Below are 23,262 nucleotides of genomic sequence, written 5' to 3'. Positions count from 1 at the left end.
TAAATACTTCCTAATAGAAAACAGTAGTTCACTGATATGCGACGGCCTTTTAAGGTATCTCACATATCTCGTCAACTACTGCTAAAAAAGTGCGATTAAATCACGGAACATCAATCAAAACTTTGATGTAACATATTACGCTCGATAAATTCTCTAAGGCGTACGAGTTCATCACTAAAGAAGCGTTCCGATTGAATCATCTCTGCCGCTTCATCACGTGCAACTTCTAGCATACGATAGTCTTCAACAAGATTGGCAATTAAAAAGTCTGGCAAACCACTCTGTTTCACGCCGAAGAAGTCACCCGGTCCACGCATTTCTAAGTCACGTTCACTCAGTTCAAAACCGTCCGTCGTTTGCGTCATAATCGTCATGCGCTCGATACCCGTTTCCGTTTTTGGCGATGCAATCAACACGCAATAACTTTGATGGTCACTACGTCCAACACGCCCACGCAACTGGTGTAATGTTGAAAGGCCGAAACGATCCGCATCATATATCATCATAAACGTCGCATTCGGAACGTTCACACCTACTTCAACAACCGTTGTCGACACAAGCACGTCCAACTCATGTGCACTAAAACGCTGCATAACATCATCTTTCTCATCCGGACGCATCTTCCCATGTAAAATACCAATACGACGATTTGGCAATTGCATCTGCAAGTTTTCATACAATGCAATGACGTTTTGAACGTCTTCCAAATGCTCAGAGCTTTCAATCAGTGGCGAAATCACATATGCTTGGCGCCCTTTCGCAAGCTCTTGTTCCATTTGCGCCAATACTTGGTCATAACCTTCATGTTTCACCCAATGTGTGATAATTGGCTTGCGTCCTTTTGGCATACTTTTAATAGATGACACGTCCATTTCGCCAAAGACTGAGATTGCTAACGTACGCGGAATTGGTGTTGCGGTCATGAACAACACATTACTGAGCGCACCTTTCTCACGCAGCTTTTGGCGTTGTTCAACACCAAAGCGATGTTGTTCATCTGTAATTACGAGTCCTACATCATGGAAGACGACATCGTCTTGAATCAACGCGTGCGTCCCGATTAAACAATCAATGTCGCCTTGCGCAAGTTGTTCGAGCAACAAGGCGCGTTTCTTACCTTTCACGGAACCTGTTAGAAGTGCGACACGCATACGCTCGCCAAACAATTCAACTAAGCTTTCTGCGTGTTGTTCGGCTAAAATTTCAGTCGGCACCATAAGCGCTGACTGATAACCTGCTGTTTTGAGCGCATACATACAAATCGCTGCGACAACCGTTTTACCGGAACCAACATCACCTTGTAATAAGCGGTGCATACGAATCGGTGCCTTCAAATCTCGGAAAATCTCATTGATACTCTGTTTTTGCCCGTCCGTTAATTCAAACGGCAAGTCATCAATAAAAGCTTTAACCGCTTCAATATCATACTGCACGGCAACTGCTTGATCGGAACTTTTCTCCAGTCGATTCAACCACTGCATGCGCAACTCAAACATAAAAAATTCGGTAAACGCAAATGTACGGCGTGCTTTTAAAATCGATGCTTGATCGGGTGCTTCATGTAAGGCGTGCAATGTATCATGCAACGACTCTAATTTGTATTTTTGTCGCAAGTCTTCAGGTAGCCATTCATGAATCGTTACGTCTTTTAACGTCGCATGAATCATGTCACGCAATGTTTTTTGTTTCATGCCTTCTTTCACACGATACACAGGCGTAAATTGTGCGTCGGCTAGCTGTGCAATATCTGTAAACATTTTTTGACCGTTAATTTCTTGCTTACGTCGTGACCATCTGCCTTTTACAACCACAGTATCATGTAACTGCACTTTATTTTTAAGATAATGTTGATTGAAAAAAACTACTTTTACCGCGATACCGTTAACCATCATATGTACCGTTAATTTTGACCGATTACGCCCTAAAAAAGCGACTGTCGGCGTCGAATAAATCTCGCCCTGTACGGTAACAACGGATTCATCATCAGCTTGCGTCAAATCAACCAACGAATTGTCTTCGTAGCGTGTCGGCAAATACAAAATCAAATCTTGCACCGTATGAATATTCATTTCATTGAGTATCGTTAAACGCTTAGGACCGAGCCCTTTAATATCTTTCAGCGCATAAGGATTATCAATTATCGCTATTTTCGTCATGTTTAATCACCAAATATTTGTTGTTTTAAACGCTGGCCTGTCGGTGTACCTGCTAGGCCACCGCGACCTGTTTCACGCAACGCCACTGGCATCGTTTGTCCAATGCGGTACATTGCGTCAATGACTTCATCAGTCGGGATACGTGACGTAATCCCAGCAAGTGCCATATCTGCGGAAACAATCGCATTAGATGCCCCTGCCGCATTACGTTTTACACAAGGGACTTCTACAAGACCTGCAACCGGATCACAAACAAGTCCCAACATATTTTTCATACAAATCGCAAAGCCTTCCGCAGATTGTTGCGGTGTGCCACCTGCTGCTTCAACAATCGCTGCCGCTGCCATTGCACTCGCCGAACCCACTTCGGCTTGGCAACCACCTGCCGCACCTGAAATGGATGCGTTATTCGCTACAACAAATCCAAATGCACCGGCTGTTAACAAGAAATTCAACATGCCTTGTCGATCCAATTGCAACTTGTCCTTCAACGCAAATAGCACACCTGGAACGACACCCGCTGACCCTGCTGTTGGTGTCGCGCAAATTTTGCCCATCGCTGCATTGACTTCATTCGTCGCCACAGCTTTACTAATGGCATCTAACACTAAATCACCAGCTAATGAACGGCCACTGGCGATATAACGTTGCATGAGTACTGCATCGCCACCTGTTAAACCTGTTTTAGATGTCACACCTTCAAGCCCTTCAGCTACCGCATTTTCCATCGTTGTCAAGTTGCGGTCCATGTTCGTATAGACCTCTTCACGTGTCATTCCTGTGACTGTCATTTCTTGTTCAAGCATCACTTCATGAATCGCTTTACCTTCTGCTTCACATTTTGCGATTAATTCTTCAACACTTTTAAACATCCTATCCCTCCAATCAATCTTCTCCCATTAATGATACCGTTATAATGCCTGGTATTTGGCGAATCTCTTCAATGATGTCTGCGCCGACTGATTCGTCTAACTCGCACGTCATCAACGCTTGATCGCCTTTCTCCTTACGCGACACATGCATACTCCCTACATTAATGCTGTGTTCACCTAGCACATTCGCCACTTTACCAATCGTGCCGAACGTATCTTTATGAAAAACAAGCAATGTTGGATAGTTACCACTAATATTGATTGGAAAGCCATTAATCGCCACAATTTCAATTTTGCCCCCACCGATAGAAACACCTTCCACAGAAATCGTCGTCTCGCCATCTGTCATATCAATAATCGCCGTATTCGGATGCGAACGTTCTTCTGACATTTCAATAAAGTTGACACGCATACCTAAGTCTTTCGCAGTCTCAAGGCTTGATTCAATACGACTATCATCCGTATCATACCCCAGCAAGCCACCGACCAATGCGACATCTGTACCGTGACCTTTATACGTCTCCATAAACGAACCGAATAAGTAAATATCCGCTTGTGCTGGCTGTCCCCCAAACAACGACCTTGCGACAAGCCCAATTCGCACAGCCCCCGCTGTATGTGATGACGAAGGCCCTACCATCGTCGGACCAATAATATCGAACACACTTTTAAACTTCATAGTTTCCCCCCTGTACTTTTTCAATAAAATGTAAATCTATTATAACAATTCTAACTTTTTTAATGAACCTCTACGTTTGTAATATGTTAGACATAGAAAAAGCGGGACAACAATCTTCTGTTCATACAAAGATTCTTGCCCCACTGTTATAGACGGTACAACCTACTCTACTGAGAATAAGTATGGATAGATTGGCTGTTGACCTTCTTGAACTTCAAGCTCAAGGTCTTCAAAGTGTTCTTCCACGAATGATTCGATAAATGCTGTTTGTGCTTCTGTCGCTTCTTCACCAGCAATTACCGTTAAGATTTCACTATCTTCATCAATCATTGCTTCTAACGTTTGTTTCAACGTTGCTTCAACGTCGCGGTCACTTACAATAATTTTATCTTCTACTAAGCCCATGTACGCACCTTTTTCGATGTTAATGCCATCGATTTTCGTGTCACGAACCGCATATGTGATAGAACCTGATTTTACATTAGCAAGTGCTGCCGTCATCGCTTCAGCATTGTCTTCAATTGACGCTGTTGTATCATAACTAAACATCGCCGCAATACCTTGTGGCACTGTGCGTGTTGGTACGACAACTGCTTCAACATCAACGATTTCAGCGGCTTGTTGACTTGCCATTTGAATGTTTTTGTTGTTTGGTAAGATGATCGCACGTTTACAACCACTTTCTTGAATCACTGTTACGATATCTTCTGTAGATGGGTTCATTGTTTGACCACCACTAATGATATGTGTGGCACCCATTGATTTAAAGAGTTCCGTAATACCGTCACCCATTGAGATTGTAATAATTGCTGTTTCTACCTTTTCAGCTGTTTTTGGTTCAGCAGCTGCTTGTTTATCGGCATTAGCTGCTTCTTTACGTAATACTTCACGGTGTTGTTCACGCATGTTTTCAGCTTTAACTTTAATTAATTCTCCATACTTTTGACCGAAAGTGAAAACTTCACCTGGTGTTTCTGTATGTACGTGTACTTTCACGATTTCATCATCACTGATCACAAGTAATGAATCACCGAACTTGCTCATGTCTTCTCTGAAAGTTGCTTCGTCAAATGGTGCTTTACCTGATTGGAAACGTACCATCATTTCCGTACAGTAACCATAAACGATGTCTTCTGTATTGATAACGCCATGGAAATCATGGTCGTCATTGAAAAATTCTTCTTTGTCTACTTTTGGTGTTTGTGGCTCGATTGTTTCACCTTTCATTGCTTTAAGGAAACCTTCATACACAAGTGTTAAACCTTTACCACCACTATCGACAACACCCACTTCTTTCAATACCGGTAATAAGTTTGGTGTATTTTCTAAAGATTTTTGTGCCGCTTCATAAACAGCTGTCATAATTTCTAAACAATCCTCTGTCTTTTCAGCTGTATCAATTGCCGCTTGTCCAGCATCTTTGGCAACTGTTAAGATTGTCCCTTCAACCGGCTTCATAACCGCTTTATAAGCCGTTTTTACACCAGCATCGAAACTGCGCGCAAAACCTTTAGCGTCGATTTCGCTTTCTTCTTCTAATGCTTTAGAAAAACCTCTGAAGATTTGTGACAAAATAACACCTGAGTTACCACGAGCACCCATTAAAAGACCTTTAGAGAATGACTTCCCTAAGTTACCAATGTGGCTTGATGGGTTATTTTGAACTTCTTCTTTCCCCGAAGTCATTGACAGGTTCATATTTGTTCCTGTGTCACCGTCTGGCACTGGATACACGTTTAATGAATCGACCAAATCAGCATTGTTTGATAAGTTTTGAGCCCCTTGTATAATCATGTCGGCAAATAGATTACCGTTGATTTTCGTAATCATGCGAATGTCCTCCTATTTGTCGTTCCCGTCGTTGTTAAAACGTACACCTTGTACGAATATATTAACTGAGTTTACTTTAAGTTTAAGTGTGTGTTCTAACGTATACTTAACTGTTGATTGTACGTTTTGTGCCACTTCTGAAATCTTAACGCCGTAGCTTACGATAATATACATATCTACATCTAAAATGCCGTCATTTTCTCTTACAACAATCCCTTTTGCGTAATTCTCATGACCTAAAATTTCAGCAATACCATCACGTACTTGTTGACGAGAAGCCATACCGACAATCCCGTAACACTCGACTGCTTTACCGCCTACTACAGAAGCAATCACCTCATTTGAAATATCAATACTGCCATAATCATTTGTAATTTCTAATGCCATATCGTAACGCCTCCTATTCTACATTTTGTTTCTACTTGTATGTTCGTCATTCGAAGTTTCATTATTCAATATTTCTGTTACTTACATTTCGCGATGTTCATTCCAGCTTAGTTATATTCTACTATGCAAGGAATATGTACGCTACTATAATGAATAACATAAGACGCTGAAAAAAGCTTGATAGACACTTTCTTCTATCTTATACGTAATCACAATAGTAAATTATAACAGAAACTTGTAGTTACACAAAGCGATTTATGAATTAACGTTTATATTTTTATTGCACACATGCTGTGATTATGGTATATTACCGTAGTATGTAGTAGCAAAGTGTATTTGTATTTCTTAAAGGAGGTACGATGATGGGTAAAGAATGTTTCGTAACAGGACGTAAAGCATCAACTGGTAACAGACGCTCACACGCATTGAACTCAACGAAGCGTCGTTGGAATGCGAACTTACAAAAAGTGAGAATCCTTGTTGATGGTAAACCTAAAAAAGTTTGGGTTTCTACACGTGCTTTAAAATCAGGTAAAGTAACACGCGTATAATTTTATATTATGAAGATCAAAACGAGACTATATGTGGAAGTCTCGTTTTTTTTGTGCGCTTTTTTGGGCTGTTCAGCTTCTGTGGTGGAATAGCTTTCTACATTTATCTTACACCCCTTTGTGATTGTGCGCTTTTTGAATATCATCGTTTCTTGATTGCTCGCTTGCCAAGGCGCCTCACTCCGGCTAATACGTTCTTTTTCTCACTCTGCTTTAACCCTATGTTTCTATGCGTCTCTCAGTTCTTGAACAAGCATATAAACGCTATAAAGCATCTCACCTAGATTTAATTGTTCGACTAAAACTTTTTACCGCTATTTATCAAAAAAGCGGAACGGCGTATGCCATCCCACTTGATAGATTAATCTTTCTTATCACGACTGCGCATTTGATAAACCATCCCTTTATGCACAATGACTCGGGCTGTTGCCCCGTCAAATTCATTTGAAATGGTCAACGTAGACCCTTGCGCTAATACTTCTTGTTCCAAGTCATATTTAAAACCATGTAATGATAACGTCACGTCATCAGTCGCAGGTACGAATGAAATATATTGATAGCGCGTATTATTTTGTAGTGTATGTTCTCCAGCCGTTAATAAAGAAATCTCGTTTTGCTGATCGATCAACTGTATATGTGCATTCTGATAAGCAGGCATTTTCAACAACTGCATAGCGCCCATAAAATGATCGAGACGACCGCCTGTCGCGCCATAAATACAAATTTCATCAAAGCCCTGTTTAATCGCTTGTGCGACACCAAGTGCTAAATCAGTATCAGCTTTTTCAGCAGGTACAGGTGTGATAGTAATACGTTCTGCAATCCATGCGCGTTCTTCATCGGACACAGAATCAAAGTCCCCTACTGTAAACACCGGCTGAATGCCCTGTTCCAAAAGAATTTTCGTTCCACGGTCAACGCCCGCCCAATGGTAATTTTTATGCTGTTCAAAAATGGTTTCTGGGACGTTGCGGCGACTACACAACAAATGAATGCGTTTTGACATCGTCCTTACGCCTCACCTTTTAATGTTTGAACTGCTTGAGCATAATCCTCTTGATTGAAGAAGTAAGAACCTGCAACTAACCAGTCTGCACCTGCATCAACGACTTGTTGTGCGGTTTCTGCATTCACACCACCGTCTACTTCAATGCGGAATGCTAGACCTTGTTCTTCACGCAATGCTTTAAGTGCACGAATTTTATCAAGACTTGACGGGATAAATGCTTGGCCGCCAAAGCCCGGATTGACAGACATCACTAAGACGAAATCAACATCGGCAAGCACTGGGCGAATCGCTTCAATAGTTGTCCCCGGATTCAAGACAACGCCAGCTTCTTTGCCATGTGCGTGTATCTTTTGAAGCGCGCGATGAATATGTGGTGTTGCTTCAACGTGTACGGATACTTTATCAGCACCTTTTTCACAAAATTCATCAATATATGCTTCAGGATTTGCCACCATTAAATGGACATCAATCGGCAATGTTGTCCCACGTCGAACCGCCTCTAAAATCGGAAACCCGATAGAAATATTCGGCACAAACTGCCCGTCCATGACGTCAAAATGCAAACCGTCAACACCTGCTTTTTCAAGTGCCGTAATCTCATCTTGTAACGTTAAAAAATCTGCAGATAATAAAGAAGGGAGTATTTTAGTCATTAATATCGTACCTTTCGATTAGAAATTTCTTGTAGTAGTTGTTCGTAATGTTGGTATCTAAAGTCTGCAATCTCGCCCGCTTCAACCATTGCTTTGACGTGACACTTTGGCTCATTCGTATGTGAACAATCGCGGAACTTACATTGTTCACTCGCCTCGCTAATCTCAATAAAGTAGTCGTCCAAATCTTGCTTGTCAATATGGTCAAAATCTAACGCACTAAAACCTGGTGTGTCCGCAATATAACCATTTGCGCGCGGATATAGCTCAACGTGGCGTGTTGTATGTCGCCCACGATTAAGAGACTGTGAAATACTATTCGTTTCCAATGCCAACTCTGGGCAATAGCTGTTCAATAACGTTGACTTACCGACGCCTGATTGACCACTTAGCACCGCAATACCCGGCTGCCACTCATTAAAGATTGCCTGTGCATCGTCTTCCTTACCAACGAATTGTGTGTCATAACCAATGCGTTGATAAACCGCCAGCAAACGTTCAATTTCTGCACGTTGCGTTTCGTTCGTTAAGTCTTTTTTAGTAATCACAATGCGCGGAGATAAATGATAGGAATGTGCAATGACGAGAAAACGATCCAGTAACTGCGTAGAAAAATCCGGTTCCACTGCACTCATCACAATCACAAGTACGTCAATATTACTCACTGGTGGTCGCTTTAATTCATTTTTACGCGTATGTACATGTTGAATGTAGCCTTCCGCGTGTGTTTCAAAATCTATATCTACAATATCACCAACCACTGGTGTTATTTGCTTCTTTCTAAACAGTCCGCGTGGTTTGGCGTCAAATTGTTCCCCATCCACTTCCACACGATAGACACCGCTTAAAGACTTAATAATTTGTCCTGTTTTCAAATTCACACCTCATCCAATTCTCTTTTTCAAATTACGTTTATTATACCAAATTACGGCTCACGGATACAGTTGCCGACTATCGGACGTCAAATTAGTTTGTATAACATACTGAATGTGTATTTGTCACCACTTTAATTTCATTGTATATTAAATTTTGAATGTTATGTTTAAGGGGGATTTTTGAAAACTTTGCGAACAGAAATCAATATAAACGCGCCTTTATCAAAAAATATGATTTAGACCCTTCTGTAGCGGTAAATCTTACAGGACGCTTTATGATGCGCGAACGTCAAAGTTATTCGGTACAAGGGAGTGGGACAGGAATCTCATTTTTCTAAAAAGATTCCGTCGTCCCACCCCGGCAAGGCTGACTAGGCATGAAAAAAGCTTGTAAAAGCGTATTTTCATACCAGTCAGCTAATGCCATATACATAAAATCTCAGGCTTAATTTGAATGTTTGTATTAATGTCCCATGCCCGATTACCAATATGACCTATTCCGCTTCAGTAATACATTTATTCTCGGTAACGAATACAAAAGCGGTTATATTCGTGGACGTGAGCAAACGATTATTTTCACATCCTATAACAAGCTAGATGAACTTAAATCACGCATCGCCTTTTAGTATTGATGTGTGATTTGACATGTCGCCTTACACCTTATACTATATTCACAAAACATTTATTCAAATAAGGAGTCATTGAATTGTGAAAAAACGTACGTTATTAAGCGCTTTAATATTAATTTGTATCATCTTTATTATTTTCATCTCGACACGGCCAAGTTCATCTGGCGTGCAAGTTCATGATACGAATGACCCTAAAGATGCTAACGTTACAAATAATGCTTATCAAAAACAAGCTGGAAGTAAGACGGCTTTCCAATTAGCACAACGTATTGATGATGCATCGGTAAACATCGATACAGTCGACACACCCATACCTAAAACCTATCGTTCTGTTGGCCGCTTCATCAATTATAAAACGGATTCTGCAGGAACGGCGGTAGCAATTGATGACCATACACTTTTAACGAACAATCATCTAGTAGAAGATACAAAAACGCAACCAGGCAAACGAAATTATCGCCCTGCTAATCCGAGTATGTTGCGTTTCAAACCGATGCAGTCACCACTACAAACGCCCTATACGTTTACGGTAAAGTCTGTGCATATGATTAAAGGTGTAGATGTCGCCATAGTCCATACACATGAAAATTTGAGCAATGTAATGAAACCCATGCCTATTGCTAGTGAAAAAAGCATTGAAGCCATGTCTTTTAAAGACCCGATTACGATTGTTGGCTATCCGCAACCTAAATATTTTGCGTCACGTTTTCCAAAACTGGCCAAAATACCCAATCATCAAATGTTCATTACAAACGGCTATTATTTAAATAAGGCGACAACTGTTGAGCCACAATTCTACTTCAATGCGATTACTCGAAAAGGCAATTCCGGTAGTCCAATTATCAATGACAAGCATGAATTAATCGGTATTTTTCCAAATGCGTTTAATAACTCAGGTAAGTCGACGTTCAAATATAACGCCGAAGAAATGGGCTACGGTGTTGCAATAACCAAACACGTACGCAAAGAAATCATGCAGAATATGGAATAACAAATAAGCACGTGATGTCTCTCAATTTGATTGATTGACATCACGTGCTTAACTATTATCTAAAAGTCATCGTAATTAATTTGTTTACTATCAATTTCTTTACCGTCTACTAAGACACGATAACTTGCGCTACCACCGTCTTCAATCGTAAAGTTTAATACTTGCGACGTACTGCTCTTAATGTTGAAAGTACGTGGTTTTTTACCATCGTTGTTCTTATCTTTCAAATAAACTTCAACTTTTTGTGGCTTGTTATCTTTACCTGAGTAAGGAATCACTAACGATTGTGTATACGTTTTATCGTATTTCGGTGTTTCTTTATCTTTCTCTGAGTCTTTAGAAGTATCTTTCGTGTCATCTTCATCATCTTTATCAGCTGAACCTTTTGACACAATGAACTTAACTTCTGATCCTTCTTCTACCTCTTTATTCTTCGGCGTTTGTTGAATAATATGATTTTCCTTCACTTTGTCGTCTTCACGTTCCGATGTTACTGTTACAACAAGACCTTTTGCTTCTAACTCCGATCTCGCAACGCTAATGTCTTTGTTCGTATAGTCACCTACATGCACTTTACGTTTACCGAGAGACTCAGTAATCTGTATCGCTTCTTTCTTCACAGACACTTCTGTACCCGGTGCAATATTCTGTGCTTCAACATTCCCTTTTGCGATATCATTTTGTGTATAAGCTGTTGTAAAAGTCACTTGTTCAAAGCCGAGATCCGCTAAAATCTTTTCAGCTTCCATCTTCGGACGCCCTACCAAGTCAGGCATTTTTTCAACGTGTTCCCCTTTAGAAATCACAAGGTCCACAGTACTCTTCTGTTTGACTTTAGACCCATGATTCGGTGTCATCGCCGCTACATGTCCTTCTTCGTAGCGGTCACTGTATGCTTTCGTCACCTTACCAACCTTCAAGTTGTCCTCTGCCAATGTTTGTGTCGCCTGTTGTTCCGTTTGTCCAAGGACATTTGGCACTTGGCTGTATTTGTTACCCATTACTGCAGCCGTAACAAAGAAAAAGAGTCCAACGAATAGCAAGAGTAATACCAATCCTGCGATGACTTTCTTTTTACGTGAGCGTTTTTTTGGTTGTGACGCTTGTGTATATGTACCTGCCGCTGCTGTACGTTGTGTACGCGGCTGTGTTGTTTGTGCTTGATTGCGTGTCTTCGTTGGTACAACCGGTATATTCGCTGTATCATTTGACGCAACAGGATCATTTTGTTGTTTCAAACTATTTTTATCCAACGCAACAGTTTTTGTTAAAGCTTCGTCATCTGTTTTGTAAACAGGCTCATTCGCGCGACTCGGAGACAATACAGTTGCAACATCGTGGGTCATTTCCGAGACTGTTTTGTAGCGATTTACCGCTTCTTTCTCAGTCGCTTTCAAGATAACGTTACTCAATGCTTGCGGTATATCAGGATGTTGAGCAGTCACATTCGGCACAGGTTCTTGGATTTGCTTAATCGCAATGCTTACAGCTGTCTCACCAGTAAATGGTGCCGTTCCCGTTAACATCTCATAAAGCACAATCCCAATTGAATAAATATCCGACTGCTCACCAGTTTTCTCGCCCTTCGCTTGCTCCGGCGATAAATACTGCACCGTTCCAATAACATGATTCGTCTGTGTCATCGTTGTTTCGCTCAATGCCTTCGCAATTCCAAAGTCTACAATCTTTATCGTATCATTTGGGTCAATCATCATGTTTTGCGGTTTAATGTCACGATGTACAATCCCTTGCTCATGTGCATGTTGAATCCCATGTAACACTTGTTCAATATAGCCAATCGCAGTTTGCGGATCGAGCGCACCATGCTTTTTGATATGTTCAGCGAGCGTCATACCTTCAATATATTCCATAACAAGGTAGAAACAATCATCTTCTTCGCCAACGTCTAACACACTGACAATATTTTGATGTGACAGTTGCGTCGTATTTTGCACTTCACGTTCAAAACGATTAATCGTCGCTTGCTTCTCACTCGCTGGAATTTGAATCAGTTTGATGGCAACTTTACGGTTCAAGATGGTGTCCATCGCTCCGTAGACTTTAGACATTCCACCGCCACCAAGGATTTCCTGAATTTCATAACGTTCATCTATCATGCGGCCAATCATACCGGATCACCTGCAATCTCAGCTAAAATAAATGACACATTGTCTTTCGCTTCATTCTCTTCTGCACGCGCTAACAACGCATCGCCCGTAGCTTTAAGTCCTTCTTGTTGCATTAATAATTCGTGCATTTCGGCTTTTGTGACATAATCTGTTAAACCGTCCGTATTTAACAACAAATATTGATAAAAGTTCGTACGTCGCGTATAAATGTCCGGCTTAACATGTTTGTCCGTCCCCATCACTTTCGTTATAATATGACGTTTCGGATGTTGGAATGCTTCTTCTTCTGTAATCTGTCCAAGCATGACGAGCTGATTCACAAAAGTATGATCCATCGTCACTTGGTCACATTCACGACTATTGATGAGGTATGCACGTGAGTCACCAATATTTGCGACTACAATATGATGTTCAAATACAAGCGCACATACGCATGTCGTTCCCATACCTGCATACGCTTCGTTATCTTGCGCCAACATATACAGTTCTCTATTAACCTCTTGCAACGCTGTTTTAAGCCATGATTCTGCCTGATGTGCTTCTATTAAGTTTTCTCGCTCAAAACGTTCCTGCAAAGCTTCCAGCACATATTGTGACGCGACTTCACCAGCCAAGTGACCGCCCATACCATCACACATGACAAGCAACTGTTGATCTGTCTGATTATAAAAGACACCCGCCGCATCTTCGTTCTGGTCACGATAATGTCCTGTAATCGAATAAAGTTCTACGTTTAACATAACACTCTACCTCGTTTCTGCTTCTCGTTCCTTCGCTCTCAATTGACCGCACGCTGCATCAATATCAGCGCCTTGTTCTCGACGAATTGTCGCATTAATACCTAATCGTTTAAGTTCCTTTTCAAACTTAAAAATATCTTCTTTCGGTGTTTTAACGTAGTTGCGTTCTGGTACATGGTTTACTGGAATCAAGTTCACATGACAGTTCAAATGCTTGATTAATGCTGCTAATTCACGCGCGTGTGTTAACTGATCATTCACACCACCAAAAAGCCCATATTCAAACGTAATACGACGATTCGTCTTCTGTTGATAGTATTCGATTGCTTCAATCAACTTATTGACATCGTACGCACGGTTAATCGGCATTAGTTGTGAACGAATATCATTGTTCGCTGCATGCAAGCTAATCGCAAAGTTAATTTGTAATGATTCATCCGCAAAGTCGTAAATACGTGGAATGATACCAGATGTTGAAACCGTAATATGACGCGCACCGATATTCAAACCATTGTCATCATTGACGATTTTTAAGAAGTCCATCATCTCATCATAGTTTTCAAATGGTTCACCAATCCCCATGATAACAATTGAAGAAACACGTTCATCTGTTTCATCGAGTGCTTTTTGAACCGTTAATACTTGCGATACAATCTCGCCCGCTTCAAGGTTACGTTTTAGGCCACCTAACGTTGACGCACAGAACGTACATCCAATACGACAACCTACTTGTGTTGTTACACAAACAGAGTTTCCATACTCATGTCGCATTAATACAGTTTCAATTGTATAACCATCTTGTAATTCAAATAGAAATTTAATCGTGCCATCTCGGCTCTCTTGACGAACGACTGTTTCTAATGTCGTCATTGTAAAGTTATCTGCCAAAAGCTGACGTAAATCTTTCGAAAGGTTTGTCATCTCATCAAATTGATTAACGCGTTTTTCATACAACCATTCAAAAATTTGTTTAGCTCTAAAGCTTTGTTGTCCATGTTCTTTCAACCAATCTTTCATTTCGTCAAAACGAACGGAATAGATTGATTGTTTATCAAAATCAGGTAAGAATTTGTTCTTTTTCTTCTTTTCTGCTGTTATCATCTCACTGATCCTTTCTTCTAATCTTCGTTATAAAAAAGCCATCTGCATTATAATCTTGTGGCAAAAGTTGTAATGTTTTCACTTGTGCATCTGTTCGAGGGTCACGCATCGTTGTAAATTCAAACTCCGGATGCGCTTTTAAGAATGTATAAATCACATTCTCGTTTTCCATTTGTTCTATTGTACAGGTTGAATAGATGAGCTCGCCACCTATTTTTACATTTTGTGCAACATTCTCAAGGATTTGTAATTGAATTTGTACGAGTTTATCAACCGTCTCAGGTGTCATCGTATAGCGTATTTCTGGTTTATGTCGTAACACCCCAAGACCACTACACGGTGCATCAACGAGTATGCGATCAAACTGACCTTCATAAGGTGCTGTTGCATCATGTTGACGTGCATGAATACCTGATAAACCTAACTTATCAATATTATGTTGGATGAGTCCAATTTTGTGGTCATGTATATCTGTTGCGATAATGTCGCCCGCACCTGCCAGAATCTCTGCCATATGACATACTTTGCCACCCGGTGCACTACAACAATCAAGCACGCGATGCCCCGGTTGCAAGTCCATCATTTCTGCAACGAACATGGAACTCTTATCTTGAATGCTAATCTTCCCTTGTTGGAACAATTGCGATTGCATGACACCATGTCCTTCAACAATTAAGCAATGGGTAATGTCATGATCTTGTTCGACACGATAACCTTCTTGCTTTAACTGCGCTATCGCATCATCAACCGTTATTTTTGTGCGATTCACACGTACAGTTTGGACTGCTGGCAACAACATTTGTGCCGCAATTGCTTCAGTCGTCTCTTCACCAAAATGTGTCAACCAATGACGCACAATCCATGTTGGAAGACTATAGCGAATTGACAAGCGCTCTTCTTTATTTTTAATACGCTCAATATCCCGTAACGGTTGTGTTGTCACTTGACGTAATATCGCATTAACCGTATTCCCCGTCTGCTTGCCGCCTCTTTTTTTAGCGATATTGACCGCCTCATTAATAATGGCATGCGTCGGAATTTTATCCATATAAATATATTGGTACAAACTCATCCATAATAGACGACGTACCCAGCCTTTAATTTTTGTCTTAACGTAAGGTTTCAAGTAAAAGTCTAGAGTTAACTTACGCTTTAACGTTCCATAGACAAGCGCTGTATAAAGACCACGATCAGCTGCGTTTAATGAATGTTCTTGTAATACTTCATTCATTTTAAGGTTACTGTATGCACCATCTTTTAATACCGCTTCAAGCGTCTGAAAGCTTAATTCACGTACTGATGTCATTAGTGTAATTCCTTTCCAACGAGTGCGTCTTGAACGCCACTTAAGAAGTTGGCAACAGGCATACGTTTTTTACCTGCCAGTTGAATTTCAGTTAATGCAATAGCGTCGTCTGAACCTGTTCCTACTATTATTTGTTTTTTCGTTGTTTCAATAATTGTACCAGGTGCACCTTGCTTATTAGAAACGACCTGTGCACGATACAACTTCATCACTTTATCGTCTAGCTTTGTATATGCAACTGGCCATGGCGATAAGCCACGAATATGATTGAAGATTGTGCGTGCGTCTTGTGTCCAGTCGATGCGTTCATCTTCACGCTGAATGTTTGAGGCAAATGTCGCCAGTGCAGCATCTTGTGGTGTACGTGAATTCGTGCCATTTAAAATACTTGGCAACGTCTCACGTAATAATTCCGTCCCAAGATCACTTAACTTATCGTGCATTGTTCCTACGTCATCACTCTCTTCAATTGGAATAGCACGTTGTGAAATGATGTCACCTGCATCTAGCTGTTTCACCATATACATAATCGTGACACCTGTTTCAGCTTCTCCGTCAATGATTGATTGATGAATCGGAGCGCCGCCGCGATATTTTGGTAGTAACGACGCATGCACATTGACTGCACCGTATTTAGGGTAAGTTAGCAATGTTTCTGGCAATAATTGACCGAATGCCGCTGTGACAATTAAATCACATGGCAATGTCATCAATGTGGCTAATTCTTCTGAGCCTGCTAACTTTTCTGGTTGGTAGACTGGGATGTCATGTGCTAATGCTACCTTTTTAACGGGTGGCGGTGTGAGCTGGCGTTTTCTACCAACAGGTCTGTCGGGTTGTGTCACAACGGCAACGACCTCTTCCGTTTCAATTAACATTTCTAATATTTTAGTTGAAAAATCTGGTGTTCCCATAAAAATAATTTTACTCATCTTCTAAATACGCCTCCAATTCTGCTGCTGAAACTTCTTTGTGCATTCGATCTATAAATAAAATACCGTTTAATGTATCCATCTCATGTAAAATCATGCGTGCAATATCGTCGTATGCCGTCAATTCAACCTGGTTGCCTTGTAAATCAAAGCTTTTAACAGTGATGGCACGACTTCTCTCCACTTCACCATAGCGTTCAGGCACACTTAAACACCCTTCTAGTTCTGAAGCCATCTCTGAACCTGTTGAAACGATTTCTGGATTAATCAGTTGTAACAGTCCATCTTGCCCCATATCAATGAGCGCAACTTGCTTATTTACACCAATTTGCGGTGCAGCAAGTGCCTGACTCCCGGCATCATACATTGTATCTTCTAAATCTTGTATTAATGAAGGCAATGCTTCATCAAATGTTGTCACTGGCGCAGCTTTTTGTCGTAAATTCGACGTCTTGTAATTTAAAATTTTTTTAATCGCCATCATGCACAACTCCTCAATAAAAATTCATCAGTTCATTATAGCCTAAATTGGTTCTAAACGATAGTTCCACCCATCTCATCATAACAAAAATGCAGGAAAATCACCCACTCTCCCACTTTTAAACGTTAATTCTGAACGCAAAGACAAAAATCACAAAAAACAACACTCAGAATCCTACAATTATTGCTATTACAAAATACCAATAATATAAATTTTAGAATTAAATTTCGATGTTGTTTTTATAAAAAAGTTAGCATATAATCTCCTTAGCAGTATGAATATACGCTATATCAATCGTATAGGGGTGTAAATATGAATAAGAAGTACGATTTTATTCCGAACCGGCTTAATAAGTACTCAATTCGAAAGTTCACTGTCGGTGTCGCATCTATTTTAGTCGGCGCAACATTACTATTCGGATTAAATGATGAAGCCAAAGCGGATGAAATTGATGAGCAGGAAACTGCAGCTGTCGTTAGCAATAGCGCTGATGACCTTGACGACACGTCTTCAGAAGAAACAACACTTTTGAATGACGTCGATGTTACAAGTCAAGATGCAGCAAACACACCTGCCGACACAACAGAAGTTCAGTCAGAAGCAACAACAGATTCAATTGACGCGTCAACCTCTTCATCTGCAGAAGTTGATACTGATAAACCAATTGACGAAGTTTCAGATAACAATGAAGTAAACGATGTTGCGACAGAAGATACAGCTGTCGATACATCATCAACAGAAGCTAAAGATGTCCAAGCTTCAACATCTAAATCAGATGACAATACAACAATCACAGCAAACAATGAAGAAGAAACACCTTCAGCAGCTACTGAAGAGCAAACATCAAATGTATCAATTAGCACGATCGCTAAACAACAAGCAATCGCAACGAAAAACAATATTATTCGTTCAGCTGACGATATTGCTTCACAAGCATATCCAAGAGATTTACTTCCATTGAACGACAAGTATTTTGCGGCTGCTTTAACACCGGGTACAGGTCTCTGTACTTATGGATACTACTATCCAACTACTGGATATGGCTATAACTATGGATATCCTGCGCCAAGCCCTACTACTGGCTATACACCAAGAAGATGTGGTTGTGGTGCACCACCGCCTCCTCCTCCACCGCCAAAACCAGTTGTTCAACGTCACAAGCTTGGAAGTATCGTATGGAATGACACTAACTATGACGGTATCCGAGATGAAGATGAGAACGGTATTGCCAATGTATCGGTTGTCTTAAAGAATGCTGATGGTGAAGTCATTAATCGTACGACAACAGATGAACATGGCTATTATTCATTCACTGACCTAGATACAGGCGAATACACAGTGAAATTCGAAACACCTGAAGGCTATCGTCCAACACACATCGGTCGTGGTTTCGATAATACAAAAGACTCAGATGGTACAACGGTAAACGTCTACTTATCACATGACGAGTTATCAATCGATTCAGGTTTTTATCAAATCACACCAACATACAGTATTGGTGATAAAGTATGGAAAGATGAAGACCAAGACGGTTACCAAGACCCATATGAAGAAGGCCTCGGTGGCGTAACGGTCATCTTAAAAGACAAAGACGGCAATGTGCTAAAACGTACTGTATCAGACAAGCACGGGGATTATAGTTTTAAAAACTTAGATCCTGGTGACTATATTGTTGAATTCGTGACGCCGCATGCATATGTACCAACTCTAGAGAAATTGGATGGTCATTTTGTTGAATTGGATTCTGATGCTCCTAGTACACTCGTTCATTTAACAAACAATGACATTACAATTGATGCTGGTTTTTATCGCATCGCAGACACCGTTCGTGTTGGTGATTACGTATGGATTGATAAAGACAAAGATGGTATTCAAGATGAAGATGAACAGCCATTCCCAGGTGTTACAGTTATCTTGAAAGACTCTGATGATGTTGAAATCGCACGTACAGTTACAGACGAAAACGGGAACTATATATTCCAAGACTTAGAACCTGGTCACTACACAGTTCAATTTAAGGTGCCAAAAGATTACAAACCAACGCTTGCTGAACAAGGTGGCGATGACGACAAAGACTCTGACGGTACTAAAGTTGAAGTTGAGCTTGATGATGACGATGTAACAATCGACTCTGGTTTCTACAAAAAACCATCGACACTTGTGATCGGTGATTATGTATGGGAAGATTCAAACAAAGATGGTCTCCAAGATAATGATGAACCTGGCCTTGCCGGTGTTACAGTTATTTTGAAAGATGCAAATAATACTGAAATCACGCGTACGACAACGGATACAACAGGTCATTATCAATTCGACCACTTAAGCCGTGGTGTCTATAACATTGAATTTGTCACACCTACTGACTATCAACCAACATTGGTTAACCAAGACTTTGCTGGTAAAACAGATTCTAACGGTCTTAATGTCACTGTTAACTTAGAAGCAGATGATCTAACAATTGACTCTGGTTTCTACCGTACAAACCACTCCTATAAAATTGGTGATTATGTATGGATTGACGCAAATAAAGATGGTATTCAAGATAGCAACGAAACCCCTCTTCCAGGTACGACAGTTATCTTATATGACCACAATGGCGAAGAAGTGTCACGTACAGTAACAGATGATACAGGTCATTACCTATTTAATAATCTTCAGAAAGGCGATTACGTTGTAGAATTCTTTGCGCCTGAAGGTTATACGGTAACGAAAGATAACCAAGGTACAGATGATGCCAAAGACTCTGATGGTTATCGCGTCAATGTTCACTTAACTGGTGACGACATGACGATTGACTCTGGTTACTACAAAGTACCTAAAGTAACCGTTGGCAACCATGTTTGGGAAGATACAAACAAGAACGGTATTCAAGATCCAAACGAACCGGGCATTCCGAATGTAACGGTACACTTAGTAGACAGCGATAACAACGTTATTAGAACAACGTCTACAGATGAAAACGGTGATTACCACTTCAGTAATGTAACAGTTTCAGATTATAAAGTCGTATTCGAAACACCTGAAGGCTATGACCCAACAATCGCCAACCAAGGTTCTGATGATTCAAAAGATTCTGACGGGAATGAAGTACCAGTACGATTAACAGACAGTGACGACACAACTGTTGATGCTGGTTTCGTTAAAAAATCCGTCAAATTAGGTGATTATGTATGGGATGACCTTAATAAAGACGGTATCCAAGATGACAATGAACCTGGACTTGCAAATGTTACAGTTATTTTGAAGGATGAAAACAATTCAGAAATCACACGTACAACAACTGATGCAAATGGTCATTATATCTTTAATAACTTAGACAAAGGTCACTACAACCTTGAATTTGTAGCACCTGACCACTACGTACCTACAATGTTATCTCAAGGTGAAGATCAAGGTAAAAACTCTGATGGGACAACAGTTAGCGTTAACCTTGAAGATACTGACCTTACAATCGACTCTGGCTTCTACAGACCGAACTTAAAAATCGGTAGTAAAGTATGGAATGACATAGATCACGATGGCATTCAAGATGACAATGAACCTGGACTTCCAGGCGCGACAGTTATCCTTACAGGCGAAGATGGTACTGAAATAACAACAACGACTGATGAAAACGGAGAGTATGTGTTTGAGGACTTGGTTCCAGGTAACTATGATGTTGAATTCTTACCACCTAAAAATCCAAATGAGCCAGATTCACCATACAAACCTTCAGAAGCACATCAAGGTACAGACCCTGAAAAAGACTCTGATGGCGTGAAAGTGTCGGTTCACCTAGAAGATACAGATTTATCTGTTGACTCTGGTTTCCATAAACTACGCATTGGTGACTTTGTATGGGAAGATCGAGATAATTGGGGCGTTGCTTATGAATACACAAAAATAGATAACCGTATTCCTAGTGATAACACCTTAGGTTATTATGATAATGATGGTAATCCAACATTTGATGAGCATCCAATTGCTAATGTAACAGTTATCTTAAAAGATGCCTATAACAATGAAATTAAACGCACAGTTACAGATGAAACAGGTCATTATTCATTTGACGATCTGGATCCTGGACACTATGTTGTTGAATTTGTAACACCTGAAGGCTATAGCCCTACACTAGTTCATCACGTTCCTGGTGGCATTCCTCGTGGTATAGATGATCCACTAGATCCTACTCGAGATTCTGATGGATTAATCGTACCAGTTGACTTGACAGACGATGACTTAACGATTGATTCTGGTTTTGTTAAAAACGACTTTTTGTTACATGGTTCGATTATACTTGATTATGATGATAATGGGACATACACACCTTCTAATCCTGATAAATATGACGAGTGGGCTCATGATATCACCGTTATTTTAAGAGATGAAAATGGTGTTGAAATTAATCGCATTACCACGAATGATGAGAATAACTCTAAGACGATACCTGGAGAAGCATATTTCGTTAATTTCTTCTATGGTGACGGTGAATATGTATTCCCGCATCTTAAACCGGGTCGTTACACAGTTGAAGTCATACCTCCTGAAGGGTATCGAGTATCTGATTACAATGCTTATGTTACACCTAGACCAAGAGATGATGACGAATGGTACTTTGTAAATGAAGGTATTAGGATTCCTATTAACATAGAGAGATCCCAATTCAATCATTTCACACTATTAACGCCTGCTGTCAAAGTTGGCGATACAGTCTGGGAAGACACAAATAAAGACGGTATCCAAGACGCAAACGAACCTGGTATCGCAAATGTCACTGTTGTCTTAAAAGATGAACATGGTGCTGAAGTTTCAAGAACAACGACTGATGAAAACGGTCATTACCTCTTTGATCAGTTGAAACAAGGACACTATACAGTTGAATTTGTAACGCCTGAAGGTTACACACCTACCCTTGCTAACCAAGGTAGTGACGATGCAAATGATTCTGATGGTAGCACGGTTGAAGTCGACTTGCATAAGAGCAACTTAACTGTCGATGCTGGTTTCTACAAAGAGACGTATGAAATCGGTGATAAAGTATGGAATGACACGAATGAAGACGGCGTTCAAGATGAAGATGAGCCTGGTCTTAGCGGTGTTACAGTCATCTTGAAAGATCATGATGGCAATACAGTAGAAACTAAGACAACTGATGACAATGGTGAATATCACTTCAGCAATGTCCCACCTGGTGACTACACAGTTGAATTTGTCACACCTGATGGCTATCAACCTTCAGCATCTCAACAAGGTACAGATCCTGAAAAAGATTCTAATGGTACAACAGTTAACGTTCATGTTGACCATAATGATGAATCAGTTGATGTCGGCTTCCACAAAGTCAAGAAATATAAAATTGGTGACTTCGTATGGATCGATGCTGAAGATACAATGCTTGGACTTGAAGATTCATGGATACACAATCGTCATGAGGTTGACAATGATTTAGGATATCAAAATAATAGTGAAGATGAGCCATTAACTGATGTACCATTAGCCGATGTAACAGTTATCCTAAAAGATGCCGACAATAATGAAATTAAACGTACAGTCACAGATGAAACAGGTCATTATTTATTCGATGATTTAGACCCTGGTCACTATACTGTTGAGTTTGTAACGCCTGAAGGTTATAGTCCAACACTTGTTCATCATGTACCAAAAGCCGTAAAAGAGAGGGAAGGCGCAACACTTGATCCAACACGTGATTCTGACGGTTTAGTCGTACCTGTTGACTTAACAGATGATGACGTAACAATTGACTCTGGTTTTATTAAAAATGACTTTATGCTACACGGTACTATTTTCCTTGATAATGACGACAGTGGCGGTAATCATGCTGGTGAAAGTTGGACTGGCCTAAGCGGTTCACAAGGTGTAGATGAACGTGCAGATGACCGTGGATACGATATTACTGTTGTTTTAAGAGATGAAAATGGTGTTGAAATTAAGCGTATGACAA

Annotated in this window: 16 protein-coding genes and 2 pseudogenes; 4 read left to right on the top strand and 14 right to left on the bottom strand. The window is 40.4% G+C overall.

From position 1 onward, the window contains the following. Positions 1 to 110: 110 nt before the first annotated feature. The 5 genes from recG to CD122_RS01870 form a co-directional block, all read right to left on the bottom strand. The gene (gene recG, locus CD122_RS01890; protein WP_103357328.1) at positions 111 to 2,156 is read right to left on the bottom strand and encodes an ATP-dependent DNA helicase RecG; all 2,046 of its coding nucleotides are present in this window, start codon (positions 2,154 to 2,156) and stop codon (positions 111 to 113) included. A 2-nt stretch (positions 2,157 to 2,158) separates the two neighbouring features. Next, positions 2,159 to 3,028, bottom strand: coding sequence for an L-serine ammonia-lyase, iron-sulfur-dependent, subunit alpha (sdaAA, locus tag CD122_RS01885; protein ID WP_103357327.1), 870 nt, complete (start codon positions 3,026 to 3,028; stop codon positions 2,159 to 2,161). A gap of 13 nt (positions 3,029 to 3,041) precedes the next feature. Further along, positions 3,042 to 3,707: an L-serine ammonia-lyase, iron-sulfur-dependent subunit beta gene (gene sdaAB, locus CD122_RS01880; protein WP_103357326.1), complete on the bottom strand. Its 666-nt coding sequence runs from the start codon at positions 3,705 to 3,707 to the stop codon at positions 3,042 to 3,044. A gap of 162 nt (positions 3,708 to 3,869) precedes the next feature. Then, on the bottom strand, positions 3,870 to 5,537 hold the full coding sequence (fakA, locus tag CD122_RS01875; RefSeq protein ID WP_103357325.1) for a fatty acid kinase catalytic subunit FakA: 1,668 nt from the start codon (positions 5,535 to 5,537) through the stop codon (positions 3,870 to 3,872). A gap of 12 nt (positions 5,538 to 5,549) precedes the next feature. After that, on the bottom strand, positions 5,550 to 5,924 hold the full coding sequence (locus CD122_RS01870; RefSeq protein ID WP_044360802.1) for an Asp23/Gls24 family envelope stress response protein: 375 nt from the start codon (positions 5,922 to 5,924) through the stop codon (positions 5,550 to 5,552). A 362-nt stretch (positions 5,925 to 6,286) separates the two neighbouring features. On the opposite strand from CD122_RS01870, the gene rpmB reads away from it, so the two are divergent. Beyond that, positions 6,287 to 6,475, top strand: coding sequence for a 50S ribosomal protein L28 (gene rpmB, locus CD122_RS01865; protein WP_014614133.1), 189 nt, complete (start codon positions 6,287 to 6,289; stop codon positions 6,473 to 6,475). Positions 6,476 to 6,836: 361 nt separating this feature from the next. On the opposite strand, the gene CD122_RS01860 is transcribed toward rpmB, so the two are convergent. From CD122_RS01860 to rsgA, 3 genes are read right to left on the bottom strand one after another with little or no spacing between them, the layout of a single operon-like run. Then, positions 6,837 to 7,481 (bottom strand): thiamine diphosphokinase, encoded by a 645-nt coding sequence (locus CD122_RS01860; protein WP_103357324.1) that lies wholly within the window; start codon positions 7,479 to 7,481, stop codon positions 6,837 to 6,839. 5 nt (positions 7,482 to 7,486) lie between these two features. Continuing rightward, positions 7,487 to 8,137: a ribulose-phosphate 3-epimerase gene (rpe, locus tag CD122_RS01855; protein WP_103357323.1), complete on the bottom strand. Its 651-nt coding sequence runs from the start codon at positions 8,135 to 8,137 to the stop codon at positions 7,487 to 7,489. Then, positions 8,137 to 9,012 carry a ribosome small subunit-dependent GTPase A gene (gene rsgA, locus CD122_RS01850; RefSeq protein WP_103357322.1) on the bottom strand — a complete coding sequence of 292 codons (876 nt, stop codon included), beginning with the start codon at positions 9,010 to 9,012 and terminating at the stop codon, positions 8,137 to 8,139. Before rsgA ends, rpe begins: the two co-directional genes overlap by 1 nt. 708 nt (positions 9,013 to 9,720) lie before the next feature. Between rsgA and CD122_RS01845 the strand changes: the two genes are divergently transcribed. Further along, positions 9,721 to 10,632: a trypsin-like serine peptidase gene (locus CD122_RS01845; protein ID WP_169926449.1), complete on the top strand. Its 912-nt coding sequence runs from the start codon at positions 9,721 to 9,723 to the stop codon at positions 10,630 to 10,632. Between the two features lie 59 nt (positions 10,633 to 10,691). Here CD122_RS01845 and pknB read toward each other — a convergent pair whose 3' ends face one another. The 6 genes from pknB to def are packed head-to-tail and all read right to left on the bottom strand — an operon-like array spanning position 10,692 to position 17,321. Continuing rightward, entirely contained in the window at positions 10,692 to 12,761 is a 2,070-nt protein-coding gene (gene pknB, locus CD122_RS01840) for a Stk1 family PASTA domain-containing Ser/Thr kinase (protein WP_103357320.1), read from the bottom strand. Beyond that, a complete protein-coding gene (locus tag CD122_RS01835; protein WP_103357319.1) occupies positions 12,758 to 13,501 on the bottom strand; it encodes a Stp1/IreP family PP2C-type Ser/Thr phosphatase in 744 nt (247 codons plus the stop codon). The genes pknB and CD122_RS01835 overlap by 4 nt, the downstream gene beginning before the upstream one ends. A gap of 6 nt (positions 13,502 to 13,507) precedes the next feature. Continuing rightward, positions 13,508 to 14,602 (bottom strand): dual-specificity RNA methyltransferase RlmN, encoded by a 1,095-nt coding sequence (gene rlmN / locus CD122_RS01830; protein WP_103357318.1) that lies wholly within the window; start codon positions 14,600 to 14,602, stop codon positions 13,508 to 13,510. 1 nt (position 14,603) lies between these two features. Next, positions 14,604 to 15,908 carry a 16S rRNA (cytosine(967)-C(5))-methyltransferase RsmB gene (gene rsmB / locus CD122_RS01825; RefSeq protein WP_103357317.1) on the bottom strand — a complete coding sequence of 435 codons (1,305 nt, stop codon included), beginning with the start codon at positions 15,906 to 15,908 and terminating at the stop codon, positions 14,604 to 14,606. Then, positions 15,908 to 16,840 (bottom strand): methionyl-tRNA formyltransferase, encoded by a 933-nt coding sequence (gene fmt, locus CD122_RS01820; protein ID WP_103357316.1) that lies wholly within the window; start codon positions 16,838 to 16,840, stop codon positions 15,908 to 15,910. Before fmt ends, rsmB begins: the two co-directional genes overlap by 1 nt. Further along, complete coding sequence (gene def, locus CD122_RS01815) at positions 16,833 to 17,321, bottom strand: peptide deformylase (RefSeq protein ID WP_103357315.1); 489 nt, start codon at positions 17,319 to 17,321, stop codon at positions 16,833 to 16,835. The genes fmt and def overlap by 8 nt, the downstream gene beginning before the upstream one ends. A gap of 312 nt (positions 17,322 to 17,633) precedes the next feature. Between def and CD122_RS12580 the strand changes: the two are divergent. Further along, positions 17,634 to 17,762 (top strand): annotated as a pseudogene (locus CD122_RS12580) (YSIRK-type signal peptide-containing protein); the annotation flags it as partial. A gap of 87 nt (positions 17,763 to 17,849) precedes the next feature. Beyond that, positions 17,850 to 23,057, top strand: a pseudogene (locus CD122_RS01810) (SdrD B-like domain-containing protein); the annotation flags it as partial. Between the last annotated feature and the right edge of the window lie 205 nt (positions 23,058 to 23,262).

Origin of the sequence: Staphylococcus rostri, assembly GCF_002902145.1 — a bacterium.
Taxonomy (GTDB): Bacteria; Bacillota; Bacilli; order Staphylococcales; family Staphylococcaceae; genus Staphylococcus; species Staphylococcus rostri.
The sequence above is the reverse complement of the archived record's forward strand: the minus strand, read 5'-3'. Positions and strand labels throughout refer to the sequence as shown.

Bases quoted from the DNA above. Each gene is read 5' to 3' on its own strand.
- fakA (WP_103357325.1), bottom strand. From the start codon at position 5,537: ATGATTACGAAAATCAACGGTAATCTATTTGCCGACATGATTATACAA.
- sdaAA (WP_103357327.1), bottom strand. From the start codon at position 3,028: ATGTTTAAAAGTGTTGAAGAATTAATCGCAAAATGTGAAGCAGAAGGT.
- def (WP_103357315.1), bottom strand. From the start codon at position 17,321: ATGGCGATTAAAAAAATTTTAAATTACAAGACGTCGAATTTACGACAA.
- rpmB (WP_014614133.1), top strand. From the start codon at position 6,287: ATGGGTAAAGAATGTTTCGTAACAGGACGTAAAGCATCAACTGGTAAC.
- sdaAB (WP_103357326.1), bottom strand. From the start codon at position 3,707: ATGAAGTTTAAAAGTGTGTTCGATATTATTGGTCCGACGATGGTAGGG.
- CD122_RS01870 (WP_044360802.1), bottom strand. From the start codon at position 5,924: ATGGCATTAGAAATTACAAATGATTATGGCAGTATTGATATTTCAAAT.
- rsmB (WP_103357317.1), bottom strand. From the start codon at position 15,908: ATGACATCAGTACGTGAATTAAGCTTTCAGACGCTTGAAGCGGTATTA.
- recG (WP_103357328.1), bottom strand. From the start codon at position 2,156: ATGACGAAAATAGCGATAATTGATAATCCTTATGCGCTGAAAGATATT.
- CD122_RS01835 (WP_103357319.1), bottom strand. From the start codon at position 13,501: ATGTTAAACGTAGAACTTTATTCGATTACAGGACATTATCGTGACCAG.
- rpe (WP_103357323.1), bottom strand. From the start codon at position 8,137: ATGACTAAAATACTCCCTTCTTTATTATCTGCAGATTTTTTAACGTTA.
- rlmN (WP_103357318.1), bottom strand. From the start codon at position 14,602: ATGATAACAGCAGAAAAGAAGAAAAAGAACAAATTCTTACCTGATTTT.
- pknB (WP_103357320.1), bottom strand. From the start codon at position 12,761: ATGATTGGCCGCATGATAGATGAACGTTATGAAATTCAGGAAATCCTT.
- CD122_RS01860 (WP_103357324.1), bottom strand. From the start codon at position 7,481: ATGTCAAAACGCATTCATTTGTTGTGTAGTCGCCGCAACGTCCCAGAA.
- fmt (WP_103357316.1), bottom strand. From the start codon at position 16,840: ATGAGTAAAATTATTTTTATGGGAACACCAGATTTTTCAACTAAAATA.